The organism is Streptomyces pseudoechinosporeus, assembly GCF_054783935.1.
Genome location: NZ_BAAGPS010000009.1, coordinates 759225 through 779889, shown reverse-complemented (window position 1 = coordinate 779889; position 20665 = coordinate 759225). Strand labels below are relative to the sequence as shown.

Sequence of the window (20665 nt, the reverse complement as noted above, 5' to 3'; positions counted from 1 at the left end):
GCTCACGGCACCACCACCGCGGCGACCGGCACGCCTTGCCGTGCCACCGGCGACAGTCGTCCGTACGGGCCGCGAAGTACAACCGCCGCCGACAGCACCTCGTACACCGCATACGGGGCCTGGTCCAGCGACAGCGCGAACGCGAACGCGTCCAGTACCGCGGTGTTCCGCCCGTCGTCCGTGAGCCGCTTCCTCAGAGATTTCGTGCCGTACAGTGCCTGCCGCTCGTTCAGGGCCTGGGAGACGTACTCCATGCGCAACACGTCGGCCGCGACGTGCGGATGGGCCCTCAGCCGCTCCTCGTGCGCGTCCCTGGAGGCACAGACGCCACTGAACGGGCAACTGTGCGCAGTAGCTCTTGCGTATGGGCTCGCCGAGCCGCTCGAGGACGTACGCCTCCACGGCGGCCCGCTTCATGCTTGTTTGCGCAGCGAGTGTGTCCCGCACTGGTCGTGTCTCGTTCAGCCAGATCAGAGCGGGGCTCCATGTCCCGCCGAAGCGGGCGTTCATGCCGCTCTGCAGGCTGTGCGCTCGGCCCGGACCGGGTCGCGGAGCTGGTCCGGGCCGAGGGCAACGAACGCCCCCTGCGCACCTTCCTGAACCAGCCCGCCCAGCAGGGCCGCACCGCCCAGCAGCAGCTGCGACGCTTCTTCGGTACGACATCGGGACGGAAGATCCATTACGGCAGGGTCCTCGTCGAAGCCCTGGCACCGGATCGCGTACCCGCACCGCTGGACGGCCTGCTCAACGGCCTCTGACCCAGCCCGGATCCGGAGCGGATCAGTACCGCCGCAGCACCGCCCGGCGCCGCCGTCGGCTCCGCCACGCCGCGACCCCGCCCACCACCGCCAGGCCCGCGGCCAGCGCGGCGAAGAGGGCTGTCGTGGCGCTGATGGCGCCGGCTCCGTCGCCCTGGGCCTTGGTCGTGGCGGACGACGACGGGACGAGGTCCTGGCCGAACGCCGATGCCTCGGAGGTGCTGCCGCCCAGCCAGGTGGTGCCGGTGTCACGGTAATCCGTCACCTGGGCACGGGAGTTGGCGGCCGTGCCCGGCATCCCTGGCTCCTCCTTGGTGAACTGGGCCCGGCTGATGTCCTGTTTCGGCGACTTGGAGAAGTCGACGCCGCCGACGGTGTACGTGTAGATCCAATTGCCGGACCGGCGCTCGAACTTGTAGTCGCCCTGGTTGAACGACTTCAGGTAGCGCTGATAAGTGTCCTGCTCCGACCAGTTCTTGTCGTGGCGCAGCGGCCAGCGGGAGACGTCGTCGCTGCCGATGATGTCGTGGTACGGGCCCGGCTTCACCTCGTCCTGCTGCGCGACCCACTCCGCGGCGACCCTGCTGGCATAGACGCGGCGCAGATCGGCGTACTCCGGCGCGGTGTTGACCCGCTTCTCGACCACCGGGCGGATCATCGTCTCCACGAGCCGCTGGTCGTGCTCGCGCTGCGCCGTCGTCTTCCGGCACTGGTCGCCGGGGATGGTGCCCTCGTACGGCACCGAGTTGACCTTCAGCGGGGCGTCGAGGATATAGATGCCGCCGTCCTGCTCGCGGACCTTGGCGGTGTTCGGCACGATCCAGTTCCGGATCACCGGCATGCACGGCTGGCCGCCGACGTGGCTGAGGGCGTTCCAGAACCGGGCGCCCAGCGCGGTCTTGGGGTTCACCGTCTTCGCGAAGTCGTGCTTCATGGAGAGGTCCGCTTCGAGCAGCACGCGCCCTGCGTCGGTCTTCGCGAACGTGGTGTCCATGATCTGGTCCGGCTGGGTGGGGTTGAGGTTCACCCAGAACTTGTCCGGCGTGAGCGCCAGCCAGGTGAAGAACGCGTCCGAGGCGAGGTGCGCCTTCGCCATGCCGCCCCAGGAGGGGTTGGTGTCCTCGTCCGGGTTCTGGGCAGCCTTGAAGGAGTAGTCCAGGCCCTTGCCGTCCTTGGACGTGCCCACGTAACTGAGCTGGAGGGTGGAGAAGTCCACACCGCCCGGGCTGCTCGACTCGCCTTCTGCGTCCGCAAGTTGCTGTTGGTTCGCGCGTGCCTCCGCCTCGGTGTCGGCGGAGCCGCGGATCGTGTTGACGCCGTCCCCGGCGGAGGGGGCGGTCTTCGCGTCCGGGCTGAAGAGTTCGAGATCCTTCGGGGCGGTGTTCTCGTTCGGCGTGAACTCCGGTATCGCGGCTGACCTGTGCACATGGACCTTGATCCCGGCCGCCTTCAGCTCGGCGGCCGTCGCCTCGTCGGGCTCCTCACCGAAGACGTACCGCACGTCCCAGCCCTGCTCGACCAGCTTCTTGTCCTCCTCCAGCTGCCCCTTCTTGTAGGACCCGTCCGACTTCACCTCGATCAGGATCCGCTGTTCGGGATTGACGAAGTCGCCTCTGCGCTTGCTGCCGGGAATTTTCTGCTCGCACTGCCACTCCGGACCGCCGATGCCGAAGTCTTCGGCGACCTTCTTGTGGAAGGCGTCGCCGCGCTGGCGGATGACCTCGTTGCCGATGTACTGCTTGATCAGCCACGTCCGGAAGCTGCCGGCCCAGGGCCTGCTGCCAATGGTCTGGTTGCGGTTCCAGGCGGCGTAGGCCCGCTCTGGGGAGTCCTCCGCGAGGCCCTTGGTGCTCCTGCCGTACTTCTCCAGCAGCGCGGCCTCATCCATGCCGGGCGGCAGGTCGATGCCCGAGACGGTGCGCTTGGGGTTCGGGTACATGTACCTGCGGTTCTCGTCGGGCGGCGAGCCGTTCGGGTACTTGTCGGACCCCGGGAGGTCGTTGTAGTCCGGGTTCTTGTCCGGTGTGCCGAAAACTTTCGAGCACGGCCCCGACTTGGGGCTGGCCAGCGCCGCCTGCTGCAGCACGGGCAGCCCTCCGGCGAGCAGCCCTACACCGACCGCGAGCACGGCCACGCGTGTCGCGATCCAGTTCCTCGTCCTCATTGCGTGTCCCCCTAGGGGCCTGAACGACCCTTCACGCAGCGGTGCGGCCCCCGTGACATGACACCGCCAAACAACACTCTAGGGGCTAAATTGCCCATATCCTGTGTCGATACGGTAAAGCCTGACCCTCAATTCGCGTACACCGAGCGGGACTTGCGGGACTTGAGCGCCGTACGGAGCGGTCGGCAACCCGAGGCCGCCAGCGGCGCCTACAGTGGCGTCCATGAGCGAGATGCATCCGGAACTGGCAGCATGGCTCGCCCGTCAAGAGGCGGACTTCCCGGCCTGGGCGGAGGCGACCGGCACCCCGGAGACGTGGGACTTCTCCCCCGCCTCCCTCGACGCTCTGGAGACGCTCGTCCGCGAACGGTACGCCGACGCAGATGCCGTCGACGACGCCCTGGACAGCACGTTCGTCCAGGGCGCCAGTTGGTACGTCGGCGAGATCGCCCGGCGCGTCAACGACGGGGCCGCCTGGCACTACCTCCCCGCGGACCCCGCGGCTCTCCCCGGGGCCCCCGGGTCGCCGCAGAGTGTCTGGACCAGAACGCCCCGCGTCGCGCAGGGACCCGAGGTCGAGACCCCCCGGGTGTTCCCCCTTAACGCCCTCCGTGCCCTCCTCGTCGAACCGGACGAAGACGACGACGAGGAGATGGCCTCCGAGTGGGGCGGACCGCTGCGCGATGCGCTGATCCTGAAGGCGTAGTGCGCTGATCCGGGAGGCGCAGTGCTCCGTCGGCCGCAACCACTCGTTGGCCACCGCCGTCGCGCACACCCCGGCTGTCCTCGAACAAAAGGTCTTCATCGACGAGGAACGCCATCCCCTAGGGAATCGTCGGCTTCCCCGACAGCTCCCAGGACTCCCAGCCCTCACTGGAGTAAAACGCCAGCTCCATGCCCCCGACCGTACGGACGAGACACAGCTCACCGCACCCCACAGGTGCGTTCGAGCCTTGGCCTCCACATCCCTTACGAGACACGGCAGATGTGCGTAAACAATCATGCGCGCGTGGATCAGCGGGTAGTACGGCTCGCAGATCGTCCGGCTGGCCTCGGTGTTCAGGCCCCGCTGGATCTCGGTGTCCTTCTCGCCCGGTCCAACTCGCCCGCGTGGTAGCCGATGACCCGGCGAAACGACGACGTGCCGAACTCGGCGGCCGCCCACTGGTTCAGGCACCAGCCTTTGAACTTGATCGAGCACGTCCGCTTGCCCCGCGCCATCTGGGGGACGGTCCCGGCCGCGCGCAGCTCGTCGGACAGCCTCCACGGACCCTGAGCGAAGATCCGGCGCGGCTGGCGGGAGTCGTCCAGGATCACCACCCCGTCGGCGTCCGGGCCGCCTCGCGCGATCTGCACCAGCCGCACCCTGGCCCGGCGCAGCAACGACAAAACGAGACGGTCCACGTAACTCAGGGAGTCGGGCCACTCGTCCCCGGTCACGGCGTGCGCGACCACCAGGTCGGCCAGGTCCGGCCGGAGTCCGTACCGCTCCGGGGCGGCGAGGAACTGCAACAGGATCGCCGTACTGTCCGTGCCCAGCCCGTACGACAGAACGGTGATGCCGGACGCGCGGAACGTGGCAGGCACGGCGGCCGCGGAGTGCTCCGGCGCGGCGGGCAGGTCGAACAGGGCAGGGGCAGACACGGCGGATCCTTCGGCAGGGCAGAAGACGGGCGGGGAGCTGCGCGAGATACGGGGGCCGACTCAGCGGCGGAGGACACGGGCCAAGCGACAGCGGCGACGCTCACGGCGTCCACGGCGCACGTACGCGCGGATCAGCAGAGCCGGGAGAACGGGATTCGAGGGCGCCGCCCACCCGGTCGGCGGGCGGCGCCGGGCGGGGTCAGCGCCTCTGAGCGGGCGGGATACCGTCGTTGGCGTCCCAACTGGCGATCTCGGCGCGGATGAGCGGGTACAGCTCCCGCTTCGGCGGCTTCACGCACGTCGCGAACGCGACCTCGAGCACCTCGTCGGTCGGTTCGTCCGGCTGGCCTGTCGCGCGCTGGTATTCGGTCTCGGCGCGCCACTTCCCGGAGAACGCGAACGCCCGGGTACGTGCCTTCAGCTCCAAAGCCTCCAACCGGCGCTTGCCCTCCAGGACCATCTCCTTGGCCAACTCGTACGGAGGGGTTACGGACAGGTGCGCACCGAATCGGACGGAACGGCCTGCCGTGGTGGACCAGCCGGACGCGTCGAGCAGTTCCTCGTACTCGTCCATGGCGTCCTGCCAGGTCTCCCCGTTGGCGTACTCGGCACGCACGCGCACGGCCAGGTGGTCGACGTCGAACCGGTACCCCTCACGCCCCTCAGCACGGGCCGTGTGTCCCGCCTCGGCCAGAAGGGAAGCGGCCCGCTCGGCGATCACCTCATTCGTCGCCCGCTGCTGCGCCTCCAGACGCTCGCCGAACTCCCGGGAGCTGATGTTCAGTCCAGGGATGAGCGGAGCGCCCTCACGGGCCCACCACGGGGCCCCAGCACCCCCGGATGCGCCTTCCGCGCGCGTGGGCTGTTTGGCGACGACAGACACCGATTCGGTCTCCGCACCTGCGTACTCGCTGCGAGACGTCGAGCTGCTCATCTGGGTGTTCCTCTCTTCGAGTACCGGCGTGCTCTCGCCGGGAAGTTGGGCCGGACGGCCCGGCTTACGTCGCCCACCCCACGAGGGCGGACAGACGCGGTTTCTGGACTTTCTGGACCGTCCACACGCGCGCGGGCGCGTGCGGGGTCTCGAGGGCGCCGCCCGACCCGTCCGGCCGGGCGGCGCCGTGCCGGTCAGATCCGGCGGTCGCCGTGGAAGCTCACGGGCACCTCGACGCGCAGCCGCTTGGGCGTGAAGACCTTCCGGGCGTTCGCGATGGGGTCCTGGCGGCCGTCGAGCCGGGGGAAGCGCACCACAACCGGCGGGTGAGCGGCGATGTACCCGACGGGGCTGTCGATCCCGGCGGTGATCCGCACGAAGATGTGCGAGCCGGTCGGCAGGGTGGAGCGGGCGTTCACGCGGACGCTGGGCGTGCCGGTCTCGATGGCGGACAGCTCCTCGGCCGTGCCGTCGGTGGCGAGGTAGGCGCGGGCCGCCGCGCGGATCTCCTCGGCGGTCCTAGGAAGGTCAGTGCCTCGCATGTGCTCGGCGTGCGGCGCGATGGCCAGGATCACGGCCTTGGCGCGCCTCGCTGCGCCCTGGGCCATGCCGAACGCCTTGGTGCGGCTCGAGACGTCCCCAGCGGTGCGCAGGGCCTCCCACGCGTCCTCGATGTCGGCGAGGGTCTCAACGATCTCGAGGTGGTGTTCGCCGGGGGCGGCCGGTCCGAGGGCGCGCAGTCGGTGGGCGAGGGTCTCGATGCGGTTCGGAGTGGGCGTGAACAGGGCGTCGCGGGCGGCCTCGTGCGCGGCGAGGGCGGCGAACAGCGGCGCGGCGTCAGCCGGGGTGGTCTCCTCGACACGGTGCAGAACGTGAGGGGCGACCAGGTCGGCGCCGCCGTCGTCCCAGCGGACGGCCTGGAAGGCGTAGGCGGCGGCTCCCTCGGCCATACCGAAGGTGACGCCCGTGCGCTCGGTGCCCTTGGCGCGCATGACCACGGGGGTGCTGTCGGCGTAGTAGATCAGGGCGGGGTCGAACATGGTGGCCGGGCGGACCTCGTCGGTGTCCAGGTGACGTACGCGGGCCTCGGTGTCGGCGACCTTGGCAGCCTGAGTACGGATGCGGTCAGCCTCCGCCGCGATCTCCTCATCGGTGGCCGGGCGCAGTTCCACGGTGCCGCGCTCGTCGCGGTAGACGATGCAGGCGCTCGAGCGGGCGGAGGACATCTCGCGGACGTCGCGCTTGCCCTCCATCTGCGCGGTGTTCATCTCGGCCAGGGCGTCACGGGTGGGGATGACCTCGGGAGTGCCGCCGTTGGCGATGCGGACGTGCTTACGGTCGTCGGCGGGCGCGTCCTCGGCGGCAGCCGGAGACAGCGGGACGTAGCGGCGGTCATCGGTGCAGATGGCGTTCTCGTCGTCCTGGTGGACGAGCCAGCCCCGGAAACGCCGGTTGCTGACGATCCGGCGGACGTGCGCAGCGGGGATGCCCTTGTGGACCTGGCGGCCGTCGACGAACTGTTGCCCGGCGCTGAAAATGCCGACGAGCGCACCCAGTGCGTACTGCACGGCCACGGCCGCCGCGAGGCCCTCATCGAGATGCAGACCCGCGGCATGTCCCTCCCCGGCGGTGTCGTCCTCGACGAGGACGGCGGCTGGCTCGTCCCCCTGCTACGCGGCTGGTCCTCCAAGTCCGACGCCGAGGCCGAGGCCCTGGCCATCAAGCTCAACCGACTGCCCGGAGAGGGCGGTTGGGATCCCCGCGAGTTTGCCGAGGTCCTCGAAGACCTGGCCACCGGCGATGCGGAGCTGTTCGACAGTCTGGCCATCCCGCACGACGAGATCGACCGGCTTCTGGCTCAGGTCGACCCCGAGACCCTGCCCGGAGGCGGCCGCGAGGACGAACCCCCTCTGCTGCACCTGCCCGACGACGGAGAGCGTGGCGACGAACTCAGCCCAGATGACGAGGGTCGCTCCCCGCAGACGACGTGCCCCGCCTGCGGGCACATGTTCACGTCCAGCCGCTGATCCCGCCTCTGAGGAACCCCATGTCCACCCGACGCAAGGCACGCCGGCCCCAGAGCCGCAGCGGTCGCCCGCGCCTGCTCTCCGAAGAGGTCGAGGCGCGCCTCGTCGCAGCCTCGCGCACGGGCGTCGCCGTCGAGCTGGCCGCCGAGGTGGCCAGGGTCTCCCGCATCCAGCTTCCTGGCGTGGATGGCCCGCGGCCGCACGGAAATTGAGGCCCGTGAGGGCGGCGCAGACCCAGACCCGGACGAGGAGGAGTACGCGGCCCTCTACGAGAAAGTCCGCACCGCCCGCGCCACCGCGGCCGCGCGCGCCATGATGAACATCCGCAGGGTCGCTGACGGCGGCATCGTCACCAAGGTCACCACCCGCAAGTTCCGCGACTCCGCGAGCGGAGAGATCGTCGAGGAGACCATAGAAGACCGCACCGCGCCCGACTGGCGCGCCGATGCCTGGTACCTCGAGCGACAGCACCGAGAGCACTACGGCAAGGACGCGGTCGTCGCCCTTGAGATCACCGGCCTGGACGGCGCGCCCGTCGGCCAGAACGACCAGCCCGTCGACCTCAGCGAGCTCGCCGAGCGCCTCGACCGGACACTGTTCGCGGTTTCCTACCCGCCAGAACTGGAGGACGGCAGTGTCGTCGACGCCGAAGTTGTCGACTGACGTCCAGCCGTGCCGCGCTACAGTCCGGCATGGGTATCGCAGACACCTCAATCGCCGCTGTTTCGGCTGCTCTCAGCGGCGCCGCGGCCGTCGCCGCATGGCGGGCTTCTCGGGAAGCCAACAGCATTGCCTCGTCGGTCGCGCAGATCGAACGTGACCGTTGGCACCGAGAGTTGACCGGCTCTTCGCAGTTGAGGGTGTAGTCGGGGGTGTTGGCGGGTAGGCGTGGAGGTCTTCCAGGATGGAAGTTCTTCCTACACTGCCCATCCGAAAGACCTCGACATGCTCCACGCTATCTTCGCCGCGCCCTGTCTGACCACGTTCTGCCGTCTCGATAAGCTCGGTCTGGAAGCCGTCGGGCAACGCCTTGAGCCGGATCAGGCGGTGAGCGAGTGCCGGGTCGCCGAGCCGCGTTCACCGATTAGCGGCCAGCACTGCCGCGAGGCCCTCTTGTAGATCTTTGACGAAATACTCGGGAACCTCCAGCGACGGGAAATGTCCCCCGATTTCGGGCGACCTCCATCGGACGATTTGTCGGTACCGCTCCTGTGCCCAGGGGCGCGGACACTTCTCGATGTCGCGGGGATACATACTGATTGCTGACGGGACGTCGACCCGAAGTTCGGGATCGAGCGAGTTGTGGCTTTCGTAGTAAATGCGGGCCGACGATGCGCCGGTCCGCGTCAGCCAATACAGGGTGACGTTGTCAAGAACGCTGTCTCTGGAAATCGTCTCGAACGGGCTATCTTCGGTGTCTGTCCACTCGGCGAACTTGTCAAGGATCCAGGCAAGAAGCCCGACCGGTGAGTCGACGAGCGAGTAGCCGATGGTCTGCGGTCGGGTCGCCTGCTGCTTCGCGTACGCCGCGCGGTGGCGCCAGAAATCGCGGGTTTCCTCGGTCCACTTGCGCTCGGTCGCCGTCAGCCCGTCCGTTGTCAACCCGGGCGGTCCCTCCGCGAACGTTGTGTGGATGCCGAGAACGTGCGCCGGGAACCTGCCGCCGAGAACCGTGGTGATGTTACCTCCCCAGTCGCCGCCGTGGGCTGCGAACTTGCTGTAGCCGAGCCTTCCCATCAGTTCCACCCATGCGGCCGCGATCTTTTCGGTTCCCCACCCGGTGGTGGCCGGCTTGTCGCTGTAACCAAAGCCTGGTAGCGACGGGGCCACGACGTGGAACGCCGGCGCGTCTGCATCTTTCGGATCTGCCAGCTCGTCTACTACATCGATGAACCGAGCAATGCTGTCTGGCCAGCCGTGCGTCAAGATCAGAGGAGTGGCATCCGGGCGCGCGGATCGGCGGTGCAGGAAGTGGATTCCCAGATCATCAATGGTCGTGCGGAACTGGCCGATGCGGTTGAGGCGCTCTTCGAACGACCGCCAGTTGTACCCGGTGCGCCAGTAGTTCACGACATCGACGAGGTCGGCAAGAGGAACGCCCTGTTCCCATCGGCGAGGGTCGGGCGCGGCGCGATAGACCGTCTCAGCCTCCGGTAGTCGCGCCGCGGCCAGTCGCGCGCGCAGATCATCGAGGTCAGCGTCAGTTGCGTGGGCTTCAAATGCTTGCACGTCGCTGGTTAGACGGGGCATGAAACCTCCTGGCCATCGCGGAACCGGCTACGCCCCATCGCGAACCGGCTAAGACGGTTCTAGCATGCCCCCATACCAGCGAGCAACCAGCTAAGGTGGTTCCATGCGTGCTGGCTTCCCTGACTTCCGCCTCGGCAACGTGCTAGCGACCAGCTTCACGGGAACTCTGTCGGAGCGTCATGGCAACGCTGTGGAGCGCATTCCCACGCCGCAGCGACTCATCGACTGGCTGGCAGTGAACGGCCTCGCCGTGGACTCCTGCACCACCGCCCAGCTCGAACTCGCTCGGGAACTGAGGGAGTCGATTCACGCCGCCGCGACAGCGGCCGCGATCCAGGACGCTCTCCCTGCGTCTGCTGTCCAAGTCATCAATGACTGCAGCGCTCAGGGTCGGGCCGCGGCGATCCTGACGCCCGAGGGTAAGCGGCGATGGCGGCTCAGCTCGGCTTCCTGTGTGGAAGATGCCCTCAGCGTGATCGCCGCCGACGCGATCAGCATCATCGCAGGCGAACGAGACGGAAAATTGGCCTTGTGTGCATCACCAACCTGCCAAGCCGCCTTCTTCGACACCAGCCAAAGTCGCACCCGCAAATGGTGTGACATGAACACGTGTGGGAATCGTCAGAAGAAAGCGCGCTTCAATGCCAACCAGCGCAAAAACCCCAGATCAGCGGAGTGATCGTTACCTCGGTACATCCAAGTGGGCCCCACGCCTACGACACATCTGTCGCGTTGGGTGCACCCCAACGGCACCACTAAGAGCCATCCGTCGCCTTCTCCCCCACTGGGGCAACCAACGCCTACGGACCATCAAGAAGGCGCAGGTCGAAGCCTGGGTTCAGGAGATGGAGGCCAACGAGCACATCGCCAACTCCACCGCGGAGAGCCACTGGAAAGTATTCAAGATGGTCATCAAGGACGCCCTCCAGAACGGGAAGATCAGCTTCAACCCCACCTACGAGGTCGATGGGCCGTACGTAGGCGAGTCAACCTCATACGTCTTCAGCACGGACGAGTGCTGGGCGCTCTACGACACGTTCCCTGCGCGGTACCGCCCCATCCCCATGCTCGGCTTCGCCTGTGGCGTCCGTCAGGCAGAGGCGTTAGCCGTGTGCGACGACGTCATCGACACCGACAGAAGACTGCTCACCGTTCGTCGACAGGTCCTCAGGACCCTGGAGACGCGCTACAAACCCACCGTCGTGGACCGCCTCAAGACGAGCCCGCGCATCAACGCGAAGGACGCACCGATGCCTCCGTACCTCCTGGAAGTCCTCCAGGAGTACATGGAGCGTCACCCGCCACGGCCCACGGAGAACATCCTGTGGGAGCAAAAGAAGACGATCAACGACTGCAAGCGCGGCTCGGTGCGGGCACTCTTCTGGACGCCACGCAAGAATCTTCTGGATCAGAGCCATTTCAACGAGGGCATGTGGAAGCCCACGCTGCTGAAGCTGGGCATCAAGGACGAGGAGGGGAACCTTCCGACCTTCCATGACCTCCGGCACACCTTCATCTCCACGTGCCTCCAGAACGGAATCCCCGAGCACACCGTGGCCGCGTGGGTAGGCAACTCCGTCGAGGAGCTGCGCCGCACGTACAGCCACCTCCTGAAGGACCACGCCGACACGCACGGCGCGGTACTCGCCGGCCTGATGGCGCGGCCGAAGCTGTCCCGCGTGCGCAACGCGGCGTGACGCCCCTCCTCTCGTAGGCCCAGCGCCACAGGAGGACCCTCAGCGGGGCTGAGGCCGGCAACCGGCCTCCGCCCCGCTTCTGCTTTCCGGCCCTTGCCACGTCGTCACAGATCGCGCCACAGCCACCAGCCTCGACACCTTCCGACAGATCGCTCCCGGCCGCTTACGATCAGTCGAGGAGTGCTCCCACGCCCAGCAGGGCTATCGGAGAGGTACAGGCTGCGGGAGGCTTCACTGCATGCTGTGGCATCGCGGCAGGCCACCCGGATGCCCCAGGACAGAGGCCGCCTGCACTCGACCCGACCGACCCCGACGCCCGTCTCCGACCCCACAAGTCATGGCTACTCTCGCGGCTACGTACGTAGCCGCGCGGTCCCGTTTGAACCGGTGTGGAACGGGGTCGGGTTAGGCCCTTCGATCTACCCACCAGGTCCCCTGACCTGCAATTTAGCTGGTCATAGGCCCTAGCGGCTGACGAGTTGAGCTGTACGTTGATTACCAGCAGGTGAGCGATCAGCGATGGCACTCACACAGGGGGAAGGTGGTCCGCATGTCCAGCATGTCAGCCAGACTCCGCAAGTTCCTTTCGCGCCCGGAAGCGGCCGGGTCTCAGGAGGACCGGCGTCCGCAGAAGCGCACTCACAACCTGTTCGAGGCGGCCGCGGCTTATGTGTCGGCCTGCGCCGACGACGACCAGGACCGGATCGACGAGGCCGCGGCCTGGGTGTCGCCGGAGGCGTTGTCGTTCGGCGTGAACGAGCTGGCGTGCCGGGCGGTCATCGCCCTCGCGCGGGAACGCGACGAGACGCCCACGGCGGTGGCGCGGACGCTCCTCGGTCTGCCTGCAGTCTGACACCGACGCTGGTACCGGACAGAGCCCAAGGGACGCGACGGACGACCGACCCGGGTCGTGACGGACGGCCGTTTCGCCTCTGGCCAAGCCGGATACCTGCAGCCCCGCGCGCGCCCAGGACCCGTGACAACCGCGGAGCGATCGCACTAAGGTGCGCCGACGGACGTAGCAATGGGGAGGCTGGGATGGCCGGGACGGATGAGACCACCGTCGCCGCCGTGGACGACGACGCGCTGTATGTGCTGACGGCGGTGCTCTTGACGCCCGCGCAGTTCCCCAGCGTGCTGGGGGACGACTACCCGGAGGCCTGCGCGGCGCTCGGACTGGCACCCCTCACCGACGGCTACGGCCTGGTGCTCGGGCAGGACGGGGACGGAGCGCGGTGGACGGTCGTCGTCGACGACGTGTCGCTGGTCGCCGTCGCCATCGCGTCGTGGGACTGCGGCATGGAGTACGACCTCTCGCCCGACGAGCGCTCGATGGTCGCGGCGCTGCCCGGGTGGCCGCTGGCCGTGGCCGTCGCGGCACCCCATGTGCCCGCCCCGCACGACCCCGCGCCCGAAGTCGCCGAACAGGAGCCGCTGTCTCCGCCGGACACCTCGGTCTGGGGTCCGGCCCAACGGCGGCTCGGGGCCGACGAGATAGCGCTCCAGTGGGCGGCCTGGCGGGAGCAGATCGACGACGAGGAGTTCGTGCGTCCGGGCGGCGAGGCTCCCGACGAGGCGGCGGCGCAGAGCGACGACGACACGAAGGAGGGCGACGACGGCGGGAGCGAGCGGCCCAGCGGTGTCCGGCGCGTCCTCGCGGAGGTCCGCGCGTACGTGGACACGCCACCGCCCCTCGGCCGCGTGCGCTCGTCGTTCGCGCCGGGTGGCGCCCGGACGCTGCGGGCCGACGGTCCGGGCTGGTCGATGGTGGCCAGGACCGACGACATCGCCTTCGTACTGCTCGACGAGAAGCCGGGAGAAATCCTGCCCGTGGGTCGTGGACCGGAACTGCCCGGTCTGCTGGCCGCACTGGACAAGATGGCCGTACGCCCGCTCTGACCCGTCCGCATTCATCGCCGGGATGGAGCGCCGCTCGCGAACCGTGCCGTCGGCAGGCCCGCGAGCGGCGATGTGGTCAACTCCTGTGCACTGGAAGGGATCTGACCCGGTCGGTGAAGTCTCAGCGGCCGAGCTCCTTGCGCGTGACGCGGCGCAGCCTGCGCCGCTGTGAGGGGTCCAGCGTCAGATACGCTGCCGCCGGAACTCCCACAATGATCAGAAATGCGGCCCACCAGGGCAGCACGATCCACAGGATGAGCCCGGCTGCCACGCCTCCCGCGGCGATCTTCGCTTGCTTCGACATCTTGTGTCGCCTCCTTCGCGGCCACTGCCGCTCTCTGTCCTGAGAACGGGTCCGTGCCCTTTGCGGTTCCAGGACGCGCCCCTGATACGACCCTGAGTCGCGACCCCTACTCGCCCCTGAGGGGCTCCCCGACCTCGTACATGTGGCGCAGCGCCTCACGGTAGGAGTCCACGAGACCCGTCTCCGCGTAAGGGATACCCAACTCTCGGCAGTGAGCGCGCACCAGGGGCTGGGCCAGCCTCAGGTGGGGGCGCGGCATGCTCGGGAACAGGTGGTGCTCGATCTGGTAGTTGAGGCCGCCGAGGAGCCAGTCGGTCAGAGCGCTGCCGCGAATGTTGCGGGAGGTGAGCACCTGGCGGGGCAGATGGCCCCAGCGCTCGCCTTCGGGGTCGGGCATTTCCATGCCCTTGTGGTTCGGCGCGAAGGCCATGCCCAGGTGGAGGCCGAAAAGTGCCTGATGGAGTGCGGCGAAGGCAAGGGCCTGACCGATGGACATGGAGGTGAGCAGCAGCGTCGCGTAGGCGGCGACATGGACCACCAGCAGGAAGCCCTCCACCATGCGCTCGCGCGGAGGCTGCCGACGCAGGTCCTGGAAGCCGTAGATCTTCAGGGCAATGCCTTCGAGGAGGGTGAGCGGAAAGAACAGCCAGGCCTGGTTTCGGGTGAGCCAGCGACGGAAGCCGGTCCGGCCCCTAGCCTGTTCGCTGGTGAAGACCAGGACGTCGGCGGCGACGTCGGGATCCTTGTCGATGTGGTTGGGGTTGGCATGGTGGCGGTTGTGCTTCTCGTTCCACCACGAGTAGCTCATGCCCAGCAGCAGGTTGGCGTGGACGAGCCCGATCAGGCGGCTCACGGTCCGGTTGGCGGTGATCTGAGAGTGGCCCGCGTCGTGACCTATGAAGGCCGTCCGGGCAGACAGGAGGGCTAGCAGCGGGGCCAGGAGAAGCACCCACCAGGAGTGCCCGATCAGGACGACACCGACCGCGACAGCGGCCAGGGCCAGTGCGTTGACGGTAATGCCGAGGGCGTACCAGCCGTGCCTGCGGTCGAGGAGACCCTGGCCCTTGACGGTGCGCAGGAGCGGTGTGAACTCGCTTCCGACAGCAACTCGGGGAGGGTGTTCCGCGACGGCTGCGGCGGTCTGGGGCATGGTGGTCTCCGGTCTCTCCGGGAACGGGCTGACCTGAAGAAACGTACGGATCAGTGACCTTGGGCGACCATGGCGGCACCACCCGTGTCCACGCTGGGGCCTCCACCCGCCTTCAGGTGGATCTGACAACACCCCCAGAGAAAGTGGCCTACGTCACAGCTACACCACGCCTCTCGAATGCCCACGGTGCTGTATCCTCGGCCACCCTGTCCTCCAGTAGTCAAATTTGAGGAATAAGCTATTCCTGTGCAGAGGAATCCCGCGGCAACTCCCTCCGAGATCTCCGAACTGGCCCGCTGCTGCGCAGTATTCGTGCCCGCCGAACCGGCCCGCACCGGCAGCGTCGCCTTCTGGCGCCCCGACGGCGACGATCCTCCTGCCGTCGGATCAGGCTCCGTCGAGGAGCTGACCGTCGTGCTGCCCGGCGAAGGCGGTGTCGAGCTGGTGAGCGTGCCGGCCGTGCTGTTGCCGGTACGGGCCGCGCTGCCGGTCCTCACGCGCGCGCGTGCCGCCGCGTACGCACACAGGGCGGCCGCCTTCTGGGGTGCGGCGACCCTGCTCGCGCTTCAACTGGCGGCGCGCGGACTATTGTTGCCCGGTCTGAGCGCCGCAGACCATGACACGTGGCGTGTCGGTCCACTGCGGGCGGAGGACGTCGAAAGGATCCGCGAACTCGCCGCCGCGATGCCACCGCACGCGCACGCGGTGCCGGTCGAGGAGACCGAGCCGCTGCGCCTGCCAGACCCGGAGCGGCTGGTGCGCGCCTTCCTCGACGCGGTCGCCGACACGCTCCCCCGGTCCCCTGCGGCGCCGCTCGCAACGAGCGGTTCGGCCTTCGCGGCGCCGGCACCGCAGCACATCCCCGAGCAGCGGGCGTGGGCCGCCGACGTCGCCGCGGGGCACGACGCGGGCGTACGGATCTCGCTGCGCATCGAGATTCCGGGCCTGGACTCGGCCATGGCGGACAAGACACGGCTGCCCTTCCGTGCGGTGCTCCAGCTGCACAGTGTGAGCGACCCGGCTCTGATCGCGGACGCCGCCGAAGTGTGGGCCGGAACGGGCGCCTCAGGTCCGGCCTTCGGTCCGCGCGCGCGTCTGGACGCCCTGCTCGCCCTGCGCCGAGCCGCACGGGCCTGGGCTCCGCTCACGCCCCTGTTGTCGGCGGCCGTGCCCGACGCGATCGACCTCGCCGACGAGGAGATCACCGAACTGCTCGGCGAAGGTGCGCGGACACTCGCGGCTGCCGGGGTCGAGGTGCACTGGCCCAAGGAGCTGGCGCGCAAGCTGACGGCCCGCGCGGTCATCGGACCACCGGATGACGAGCAGGGCCCGGAGCGGCTGTCGTCGGACGTTCCGTCGTTCCTGTCGGCCGATGCACTGCTGGCTTTCAACTGGTCGTTCGCGCTGGGTGATCAGCAGCTGACGCGGCAGGAGCTGGACCGGCTCGCCGAGGCGAACCGCCCCATGGTGCGGCTGCGCGACCAGTGGGTGCTCGTCGACCCGCAGGAGGTGCACCGCGCCCGTGTGCAGCAGGATCACAAGGTCACTCCCATCGACGCGCTGAGCGCCGCTCTGACGGGCTCCACGGAGGTCGACGGCCGCCGGGTCGACGTACGGCCCACAGGGTGGCTGGCCACACTGCGGGAGCGGCTCGCGGACCCGGAGGGGCAGGAGCCGATCGGTCAGCCCGCCGCTCTCGCCGCGACTCTGCGGGACTACCAGCTGCGGGGCCTCAACTGGCTGGCCCGGATGACCTCGTTGGGGCTCGGCGGCTGCCTGGCCGACGACATGGGCCTCGGCAAGACGATCACGCTGATCGCCCTGCATCTGCACCGGCAGAGCGACGAGTCGGCGGCGGGTCCCACACTCGTCGTCTGCCCGACGTCCCTGATGGGCAACTGGCAGCGCGAGATCGAGAAGTTCGCTCCCGGCACCCCTGTGCGCCGTTTTCACGGGCCGCTGCGGAGTCTGGAGGACCTGGCTGAGAGTGAGTTCGTCCTCACGACGTACGGCACGATGCGGCTCGACGCCGAGCAGTTGGCCGCAGCGTCATGGGGCATGGTCGTCGCGGACGAGGCGCAACACGTGAAGAACCCGTACTCGGACACGGCACGCCGGCTGCGGACGATCGGCGCACGCGCGCGCGTGGCACTCACCGGGACTCCGGTGGAGAACAATCTCTCCGAGCTGTGGGCGATTCTCGACTGGACGACTCCTGGGCTGCTCGGCAGGCTCGGCACGTTCCGCAGCCGGTACGCGCAGGCAGTCGAGGGCGGACAGGAACCCGGCGCGGCGGATCGGCTCGCCCAGCTCGTACGGCCGTTCCTGCTGCGCCGTCGCAAGTCGGACCCGGGCATCGCGCCGGAGCTGCCGCCGAAGACCGAGACCGACCGTGCCGTGTCGCTCACCAAGGAGCAGGCAGGTCTGTACGAAGCGGTGGTCCGCGAGACGCTCGCGGAGATTTCGGGCGCCGACAGCATGGCGCGCCGCGGCCTGATCGTGAAGCTGCTCACCGGGCTGAAGCAGATCTGCAATCACCCGGCACAGTTCCTCAAGGAGGAGAGCCCGAAGATCGTGGGCCGCTCCGGAAAGCTGGAGCTGCTGGACGAGCTGCTCGACACCATCCTCTCCGAGGGAGCGAGTGTTCTGGTCTTCACGCAGTACGTGCGGATGGCGCGGCTGATCGAGCGCCACTTGGCAGCGCGTGGGGTGCCCACTCAGTTCCTGCACGGTGGCACGCCCGTCGCCGAGCGGGAGGCGATGGTGGAGCGCTTCCAGGAGGGCGAAGTGCCGGTCTTCTTGTTGTCGTTGAAGGCCGCGGGCACGGGTCTGAACCTGACGCGGGCCGAGCATGTCGTGCACTACGACCGCTGGTGGAACCCGGCCGTCGAGGCGCAGGCCACCGACCGCGCGTACCGCATCGGGCAGACCCAGCCGGTGCAGGTGCACCGGCTGATCGCCGAGGGCACGATCGAGGACCGGATCGCGGACATGCTGCTGCGCAAGCGGGAGTTGGCGGACTCGGTGCTCGGCGCCGGGGAGTCTGCGCTCACCGAACTGACCGACACCGAACTGGCCGACCTGGTGGAGCTGCGAGGAGGCGCCCGATGAGCGATCCGTACGAAGACAGCCCGGAGCGCACCTTCGCCGCGCTGCCGCCCGCGCGCGGACGGGGATTCGCACAGACGTGGTGGGGGCAGGCCTGGCTGAAGGCACTGGAGGACGCGGCACTGGACTCGGAGCAGGTGAGGACGGGCCGCAGGCTCGCGCGCGCGGGAGCCGTGGGAGCCGTGTCGGTGCGTCCCGGACGCATCACCGCGGTGGTCCAGGACCGCGACCGAACTGCGCATCGCGCCGATGTCCTGCTCCAGCAACTGTCCGAGGACCAGTGGGACCGTTTCCTGGACATGGCCGTGGAACGGGCCGGGCACATCGCGGCGCTGCTCGACCGTGAGATGCCACCGCATCTGGTCGAGGACGCGGCGACCGCCGGCGTCGAACTCCTGCCGGGACTGGGCGATCTGGAGCCTGAGTGCGATTGTGATGCTTGGGACCACTGTGGTCACACGGCGGCGCTGTGCTACCAGATGGCGCGGCTGCTGGACCAGGACCCGTTCGTGCTGCTGTTGATGCGCGGCCGGGCCGAGCGTGAGCTGCTGGACGAGTTGCAGGTACGCAGCGGCCCGCGGGTCGAAGCGGCGCCCGTGCGGGATGAGCCGTACGAGGGCGTGGACGCCGCTGAGGCGTACGCGGCGGCGGACATCCTGCCGCCGCTGCCCGCCGCGCCTGTTCTGCCCGGAGAGCCAGGACAGCCGCCCTCGCTGGACACGGAGACAGAACCCGCCCCCGGCGTCGATCCGACCGCCCTGGCGTTCTTGGCGACGCAGACGGCTCGCGAGGCCCACCGGCTGCTCGCCGAGGCGCTCCGGGCCGGGCACGAAGCGCATCCCGTGGAGGCGGAGTTGACGGCCGCACAGGATGCGGTGCGGCTGGCCGTGGGCGCCCCTGAGTCCCCCCTGGCCGATCGGCTCGGCGAAGGGTCGGGCCGCGACCGGGAGGGGCTGGAGCTCGGCGTCCGTGCCTGGGAGTACGGGGGTGTGGCCGCGCTCGACGTGCTCGAGGCGGAGTGGACGGTGGAGGCGGAAACGCTCGCACGCGCGCGTGCCGCCCTTGAGTCGGCCTGGGAGGAGGACGAGCGGCCGCAACTGCGTGCGTCCCGCAATCGCTGGACCGTCGTCGGTGGGCAGGCGCAACTGCGACTGGGGCTCGACGGCCGCTGGTGGCCGTATCGCAAGGAACGGGGACGATGGGCTCCCGTGGGCCCCGCCGCACAGGACCCGGCGACTGCCCTCGCTCTTGCGGAAGGCCGCGACTGAGCCCAACACCGCCCAGCGGATGAGTGGTTGACGCTCGGCGTTCACCTGTCGGTCGTACGGCGTTCGGTACGGGGGCGAAATCTGGCCGCTGTCCACGAACCTGTGCCTCAGGAGGCCCGATGTCCCCGCACGCCGACGGTCGGCGCCGCGTCCACCGCTCCGTCGCCGCGGGTGTGCCGCTGGCCCTGCTGGCCACCCTCGTGGTGGCAGGCACGGCTGTCGGCACCCCCTCAGGGGACGCGCGGGTCACGCACACCGCGACGCTCGGCGACATCCCGCTCGGCGCGTTCAGCAACGCGTCGCTGCCGGGCACGGTGGACAACGACCGCGGTGTGGACCTCGGTGGCATCGGCAGCGACATCTACCCGGCCGGCCGCAAGGGCGAGTTCTGGACGGTCACCGATCGCGGCCCCAACGGCCAGATCACGGTCGACGGCAAGAAGCGCCGTACGTTCCCCGTGCCCGGCTTCGATCCGGCCATCGTGAAGATCCGCGTGTCCGGGGACACCGTGAAGGTGCTGGACGCGATCCCGGTCACCACCTCCTCCGGGAAGCCCGTCACCGGTCTGTCCAACCAGAAGGGGCGCGACGAGGCGCCGTACTCGTACGACGCGGCTCTCGTACAACCCGAACGGTGTGGACACCGAGGGCATCGTGCGCGCCGAGGACGGCAGCTTCTGGCTCGCGGACGAGTACGGGCCCTCGCTGATCCATGTCTCCGCGCGCGGGAAGGTCCTCACCCGCTATGTGCCCGAGGGGCTGGACCTGACCGGCACGGACTACCCGGTCGTCGAGGCACTGCCCTCGATCCTGCTGCACCGGAAAGCCAACCGGGGCTTCGAAGGGTTCGCCCAACTCCCGGGCGGGGACCTGGTGATGGCCGTGCAGAGCCCGCTGTCGGTGCCGGACGAGGACGCGGGTGAGGCGTCGCTCACGACGCGCCTGCTGCGCTTCTCGCCGAAGAAGCGGGCCGTCACGGCCGAGTACGCGTACCGCTTCGATCCGGTGCATGTGGTCGACCCGAGCGAGGACGACACCTCCGAGCTGAAGATCTCCTCCCTGGTGGCCGTCGGCCATGACCGGCTGCTCGTCGAGGAACGCACCGACAAGGCCGCCAGGTTGCAGGTCGTGAAGCTGAGCCGCGGCGCGGACATCCTCGGTGACAAGTGGGACGACGACACCACGTCCCCGTCCCTGGAGCAGCTCGACGACCCCGCCGCCTCCGGGGTTCCGGTGCTGCGCAAGCGCCTTGTCGTCGACCTGGGCAAGGTCGAAGGGGTGCCCGGGAAGATCGAGGGCATCGCGCGCGTGGACCACGACACGCTCGCCCTCATCAACGACAACGACTTCGGGATGACGGACGGCGAGGGCGCGTTCGACGCACAGGGACGCCTGGTGGACAGCGGGGTCGAGACGACGGTGACGTACGTAAGGCTGCCGCGCGGGAGCAGAATCTGAACGC

General features: G+C 68.9%; 18 protein-coding genes and 2 pseudogenes. 12 read left to right on the top strand and 8 right to left on the bottom strand.

Translation table 11 applies throughout. From position 1 onward, the window contains the following. Positions 1–2: 2 nt before the first annotated feature. Positions 3–254, bottom strand: a complete 252-nt coding sequence (locus ACYVO6_RS14895) for a hypothetical protein (protein WP_461061240.1) — start codon at positions 252–254, stop codon at positions 3–5. A 273-nt stretch (positions 255–527) separates the two neighbouring features. Here ACYVO6_RS14895 and ACYVO6_RS14890 point away from each other — a divergent pair. Then, positions 528–758 (top strand): annotated as a pseudogene (locus ACYVO6_RS14890) (ATP-dependent endonuclease); the annotation flags it as partial. Positions 759–780: 22 nt separating this feature from the next. Here the strand turns inward: ACYVO6_RS14890 and ACYVO6_RS14885 are convergent. Next, entirely contained in the window at positions 781–2922 is a 2142-nt protein-coding gene (locus ACYVO6_RS14885) for a hypothetical protein (RefSeq protein WP_461061238.1), read from the bottom strand. 223 nt (positions 2923–3145) lie between these two features. On the opposite strand from ACYVO6_RS14885, the gene ACYVO6_RS14880 reads away from it, so the two are divergent. Next, the gene (locus ACYVO6_RS14880) at positions 3146–3628 is read left to right on the top strand and encodes a hypothetical protein (protein ID WP_461061236.1); all 483 of its coding nucleotides are present in this window, start codon (positions 3146–3148) and stop codon (positions 3626–3628) included. Between the two features lie 353 nt (positions 3629–3981). Here the strand turns inward: ACYVO6_RS14880 and ACYVO6_RS14875 are convergent, their stop codons facing one another. From ACYVO6_RS14875 to ACYVO6_RS14865, 3 genes are all read right to left on the bottom strand, one after another. After that, positions 3982–4566: a hypothetical protein gene (locus tag ACYVO6_RS14875; RefSeq protein WP_461061235.1), complete on the bottom strand. Its 585-nt coding sequence runs from the start codon at positions 4564–4566 to the stop codon at positions 3982–3984. A 199-nt stretch (positions 4567–4765) separates the two neighbouring features. Beyond that, complete coding sequence (locus ACYVO6_RS14870; protein ID WP_461061233.1) at positions 4766–5500, bottom strand: hypothetical protein; 735 nt, start codon at positions 5498–5500, stop codon at positions 4766–4768. A gap of 194 nt (positions 5501–5694) precedes the next feature. Beyond that, positions 5695–7068 (bottom strand): hypothetical protein, encoded by a 1374-nt coding sequence (locus ACYVO6_RS14865; RefSeq protein ID WP_461061231.1) that lies wholly within the window; start codon positions 7066–7068, stop codon positions 5695–5697. On the opposite strand from ACYVO6_RS14865, the gene ACYVO6_RS14860 reads away from it, so the two are divergent. Genes ACYVO6_RS14860 through ACYVO6_RS14850 form a run of 3 tightly spaced genes read left to right on the top strand, consistent with a single transcriptional unit; the run spans position 7021 to position 8190 of the window. Then, the gene (locus ACYVO6_RS14860; RefSeq protein WP_461061229.1) at positions 7021–7527 is read left to right on the top strand and encodes a ParB N-terminal domain-containing protein; all 507 of its coding nucleotides are present in this window, start codon (positions 7021–7023) and stop codon (positions 7525–7527) included. The genes ACYVO6_RS14865 and ACYVO6_RS14860 overlap by 48 nt on opposite strands. Positions 7528–7547: 20 nt before the next feature. After that, a complete protein-coding gene (locus ACYVO6_RS14855; protein WP_461061227.1) occupies positions 7548–7739 on the top strand; it encodes a hypothetical protein in 192 nt (63 codons plus the stop codon). Further along, positions 7714–8190, top strand: a complete 477-nt coding sequence (locus ACYVO6_RS14850; protein WP_461061225.1) for a hypothetical protein — start codon at positions 7714–7716, stop codon at positions 8188–8190. Before ACYVO6_RS14855 ends, ACYVO6_RS14850 begins: the two co-directional genes overlap by 26 nt. Positions 8191–8604: 414 nt before the next feature. On the opposite strand, the gene ACYVO6_RS14845 is transcribed toward ACYVO6_RS14850, so the two are convergent. Next, on the bottom strand, positions 8605–9777 hold the full coding sequence (locus tag ACYVO6_RS14845) for an epoxide hydrolase family protein (RefSeq protein WP_461061223.1): 1173 nt from the start codon (positions 9775–9777) through the stop codon (positions 8605–8607). Positions 9778–9880: 103 nt separating this feature from the next. Between ACYVO6_RS14845 and ACYVO6_RS14840 the strand changes: the two genes are divergently transcribed. The 4 genes from ACYVO6_RS14840 (at position 9881) to ACYVO6_RS14825 (ending at position 13373) form a co-directional block, all read left to right on the top strand. After that, positions 9881–10456 (top strand): CGNR zinc finger domain-containing protein, encoded by a 576-nt coding sequence (locus ACYVO6_RS14840; RefSeq protein ID WP_461061221.1) that lies wholly within the window; start codon positions 9881–9883, stop codon positions 10454–10456. A 166-nt stretch (positions 10457–10622) separates the two neighbouring features. Beyond that, the gene (locus tag ACYVO6_RS14835; protein ID WP_461061219.1) at positions 10623–11474 is read left to right on the top strand and encodes a tyrosine-type recombinase/integrase; all 852 of its coding nucleotides are present in this window, start codon (positions 10623–10625) and stop codon (positions 11472–11474) included. Positions 11475–12033: 559 nt separating this feature from the next. Beyond that, the gene (locus tag ACYVO6_RS14830; protein ID WP_461061405.1) at positions 12034–12327 is read left to right on the top strand and encodes a hypothetical protein; all 294 of its coding nucleotides are present in this window, start codon (positions 12034–12036) and stop codon (positions 12325–12327) included. Between the two features lie 185 nt (positions 12328–12512). Beyond that, positions 12513–13373, top strand: a complete 861-nt coding sequence (locus tag ACYVO6_RS14825; RefSeq protein ID WP_461061217.1) for a hypothetical protein — start codon at positions 12513–12515, stop codon at positions 13371–13373. 121 nt (positions 13374–13494) lie between these two features. Here the strand turns inward: ACYVO6_RS14825 and ACYVO6_RS14820 are convergent, their stop codons facing one another. Beyond that, on the bottom strand, positions 13495–13677 hold the full coding sequence (locus ACYVO6_RS14820; RefSeq protein WP_461061215.1) for a hypothetical protein: 183 nt from the start codon (positions 13675–13677) through the stop codon (positions 13495–13497). Between the two features lie 106 nt (positions 13678–13783). Then, positions 13784–14827: an acyl-CoA desaturase gene (locus tag ACYVO6_RS14815; protein ID WP_461061213.1), complete on the bottom strand. Its 1044-nt coding sequence runs from the start codon at positions 14825–14827 to the stop codon at positions 13784–13786. Between the two features lie 246 nt (positions 14828–15073). On the opposite strand from ACYVO6_RS14815, the gene ACYVO6_RS14810 reads away from it, so the two are divergent. From ACYVO6_RS14810 to ACYVO6_RS14800, 3 genes and pseudogenes are all read left to right on the top strand, one after another. Further along, positions 15074–17938, top strand: a complete 2865-nt coding sequence (locus ACYVO6_RS14810) for a DEAD/DEAH box helicase (RefSeq protein WP_461061211.1) — start codon at positions 15074–15076, stop codon at positions 17936–17938. Next, complete coding sequence (locus ACYVO6_RS14805) at positions 17935–19203, top strand: SWIM zinc finger family protein (RefSeq protein ID WP_461061209.1); 1269 nt, start codon at positions 17935–17937, stop codon at positions 19201–19203. Before ACYVO6_RS14810 ends, ACYVO6_RS14805 begins: the two co-directional genes overlap by 4 nt. Before the next feature lie 119 nt (positions 19204–19322). Continuing rightward, a pseudogene (locus ACYVO6_RS14800) lies at positions 19323–20661 on the top strand (esterase-like activity of phytase family protein). The last annotated feature ends 4 nt before the right edge of the window (positions 20662–20665 follow it).

Excerpts from the sequence above, each read along its gene's own strand:
- ACYVO6_RS14840 (WP_461061221.1), top strand. The coding sequence starts at position 9,881 with ATGCGTGCTGGCTTCCCTGACTTCCGCCTCGGCAACGTGCTAGCGACC.
- ACYVO6_RS14870 (WP_461061233.1), bottom strand. The coding sequence starts at position 5,500 with ATGAGCAGCTCGACGTCTCGCAGCGAGTACGCAGGTGCGGAGACCGAA.
- ACYVO6_RS14815 (WP_461061213.1), bottom strand. The coding sequence starts at position 14,827 with ATGCCCCAGACCGCCGCAGCCGTCGCGGAACACCCTCCCCGAGTTGCT.
- ACYVO6_RS14830 (WP_461061405.1), top strand. The coding sequence starts at position 12,034 with ATGTCAGCCAGACTCCGCAAGTTCCTTTCGCGCCCGGAAGCGGCCGGG.
- ACYVO6_RS14885 (WP_461061238.1), bottom strand. The coding sequence starts at position 2,922 with ATGAGGACGAGGAACTGGATCGCGACACGCGTGGCCGTGCTCGCGGTC.
- ACYVO6_RS14895 (WP_461061240.1), bottom strand. The coding sequence starts at position 254 with ATGGAGTACGTCTCCCAGGCCCTGAACGAGCGGCAGGCACTGTACGGC.
- ACYVO6_RS14880 (WP_461061236.1), top strand. The coding sequence starts at position 3,146 with ATGAGCGAGATGCATCCGGAACTGGCAGCATGGCTCGCCCGTCAAGAG.
- ACYVO6_RS14805 (WP_461061209.1), top strand. The coding sequence starts at position 17,935 with ATGAGCGATCCGTACGAAGACAGCCCGGAGCGCACCTTCGCCGCGCTG.
- ACYVO6_RS14825 (WP_461061217.1), top strand. The coding sequence starts at position 12,513 with ATGGCCGGGACGGATGAGACCACCGTCGCCGCCGTGGACGACGACGCG.
- ACYVO6_RS14850 (WP_461061225.1), top strand. The coding sequence starts at position 7,714 with ATGGCCCGCGGCCGCACGGAAATTGAGGCCCGTGAGGGCGGCGCAGAC.
- ACYVO6_RS14855 (WP_461061227.1), top strand. The coding sequence starts at position 7,548 with ATGTCCACCCGACGCAAGGCACGCCGGCCCCAGAGCCGCAGCGGTCGC.
- ACYVO6_RS14820 (WP_461061215.1), bottom strand. The coding sequence starts at position 13,677 with ATGTCGAAGCAAGCGAAGATCGCCGCGGGAGGCGTGGCAGCCGGGCTC.
- ACYVO6_RS14845 (WP_461061223.1), bottom strand. The coding sequence starts at position 9,777 with ATGCCCCGTCTAACCAGCGACGTGCAAGCATTTGAAGCCCACGCAACT.
- ACYVO6_RS14835 (WP_461061219.1), top strand. The coding sequence starts at position 10,623 with ATGGAGGCCAACGAGCACATCGCCAACTCCACCGCGGAGAGCCACTGG.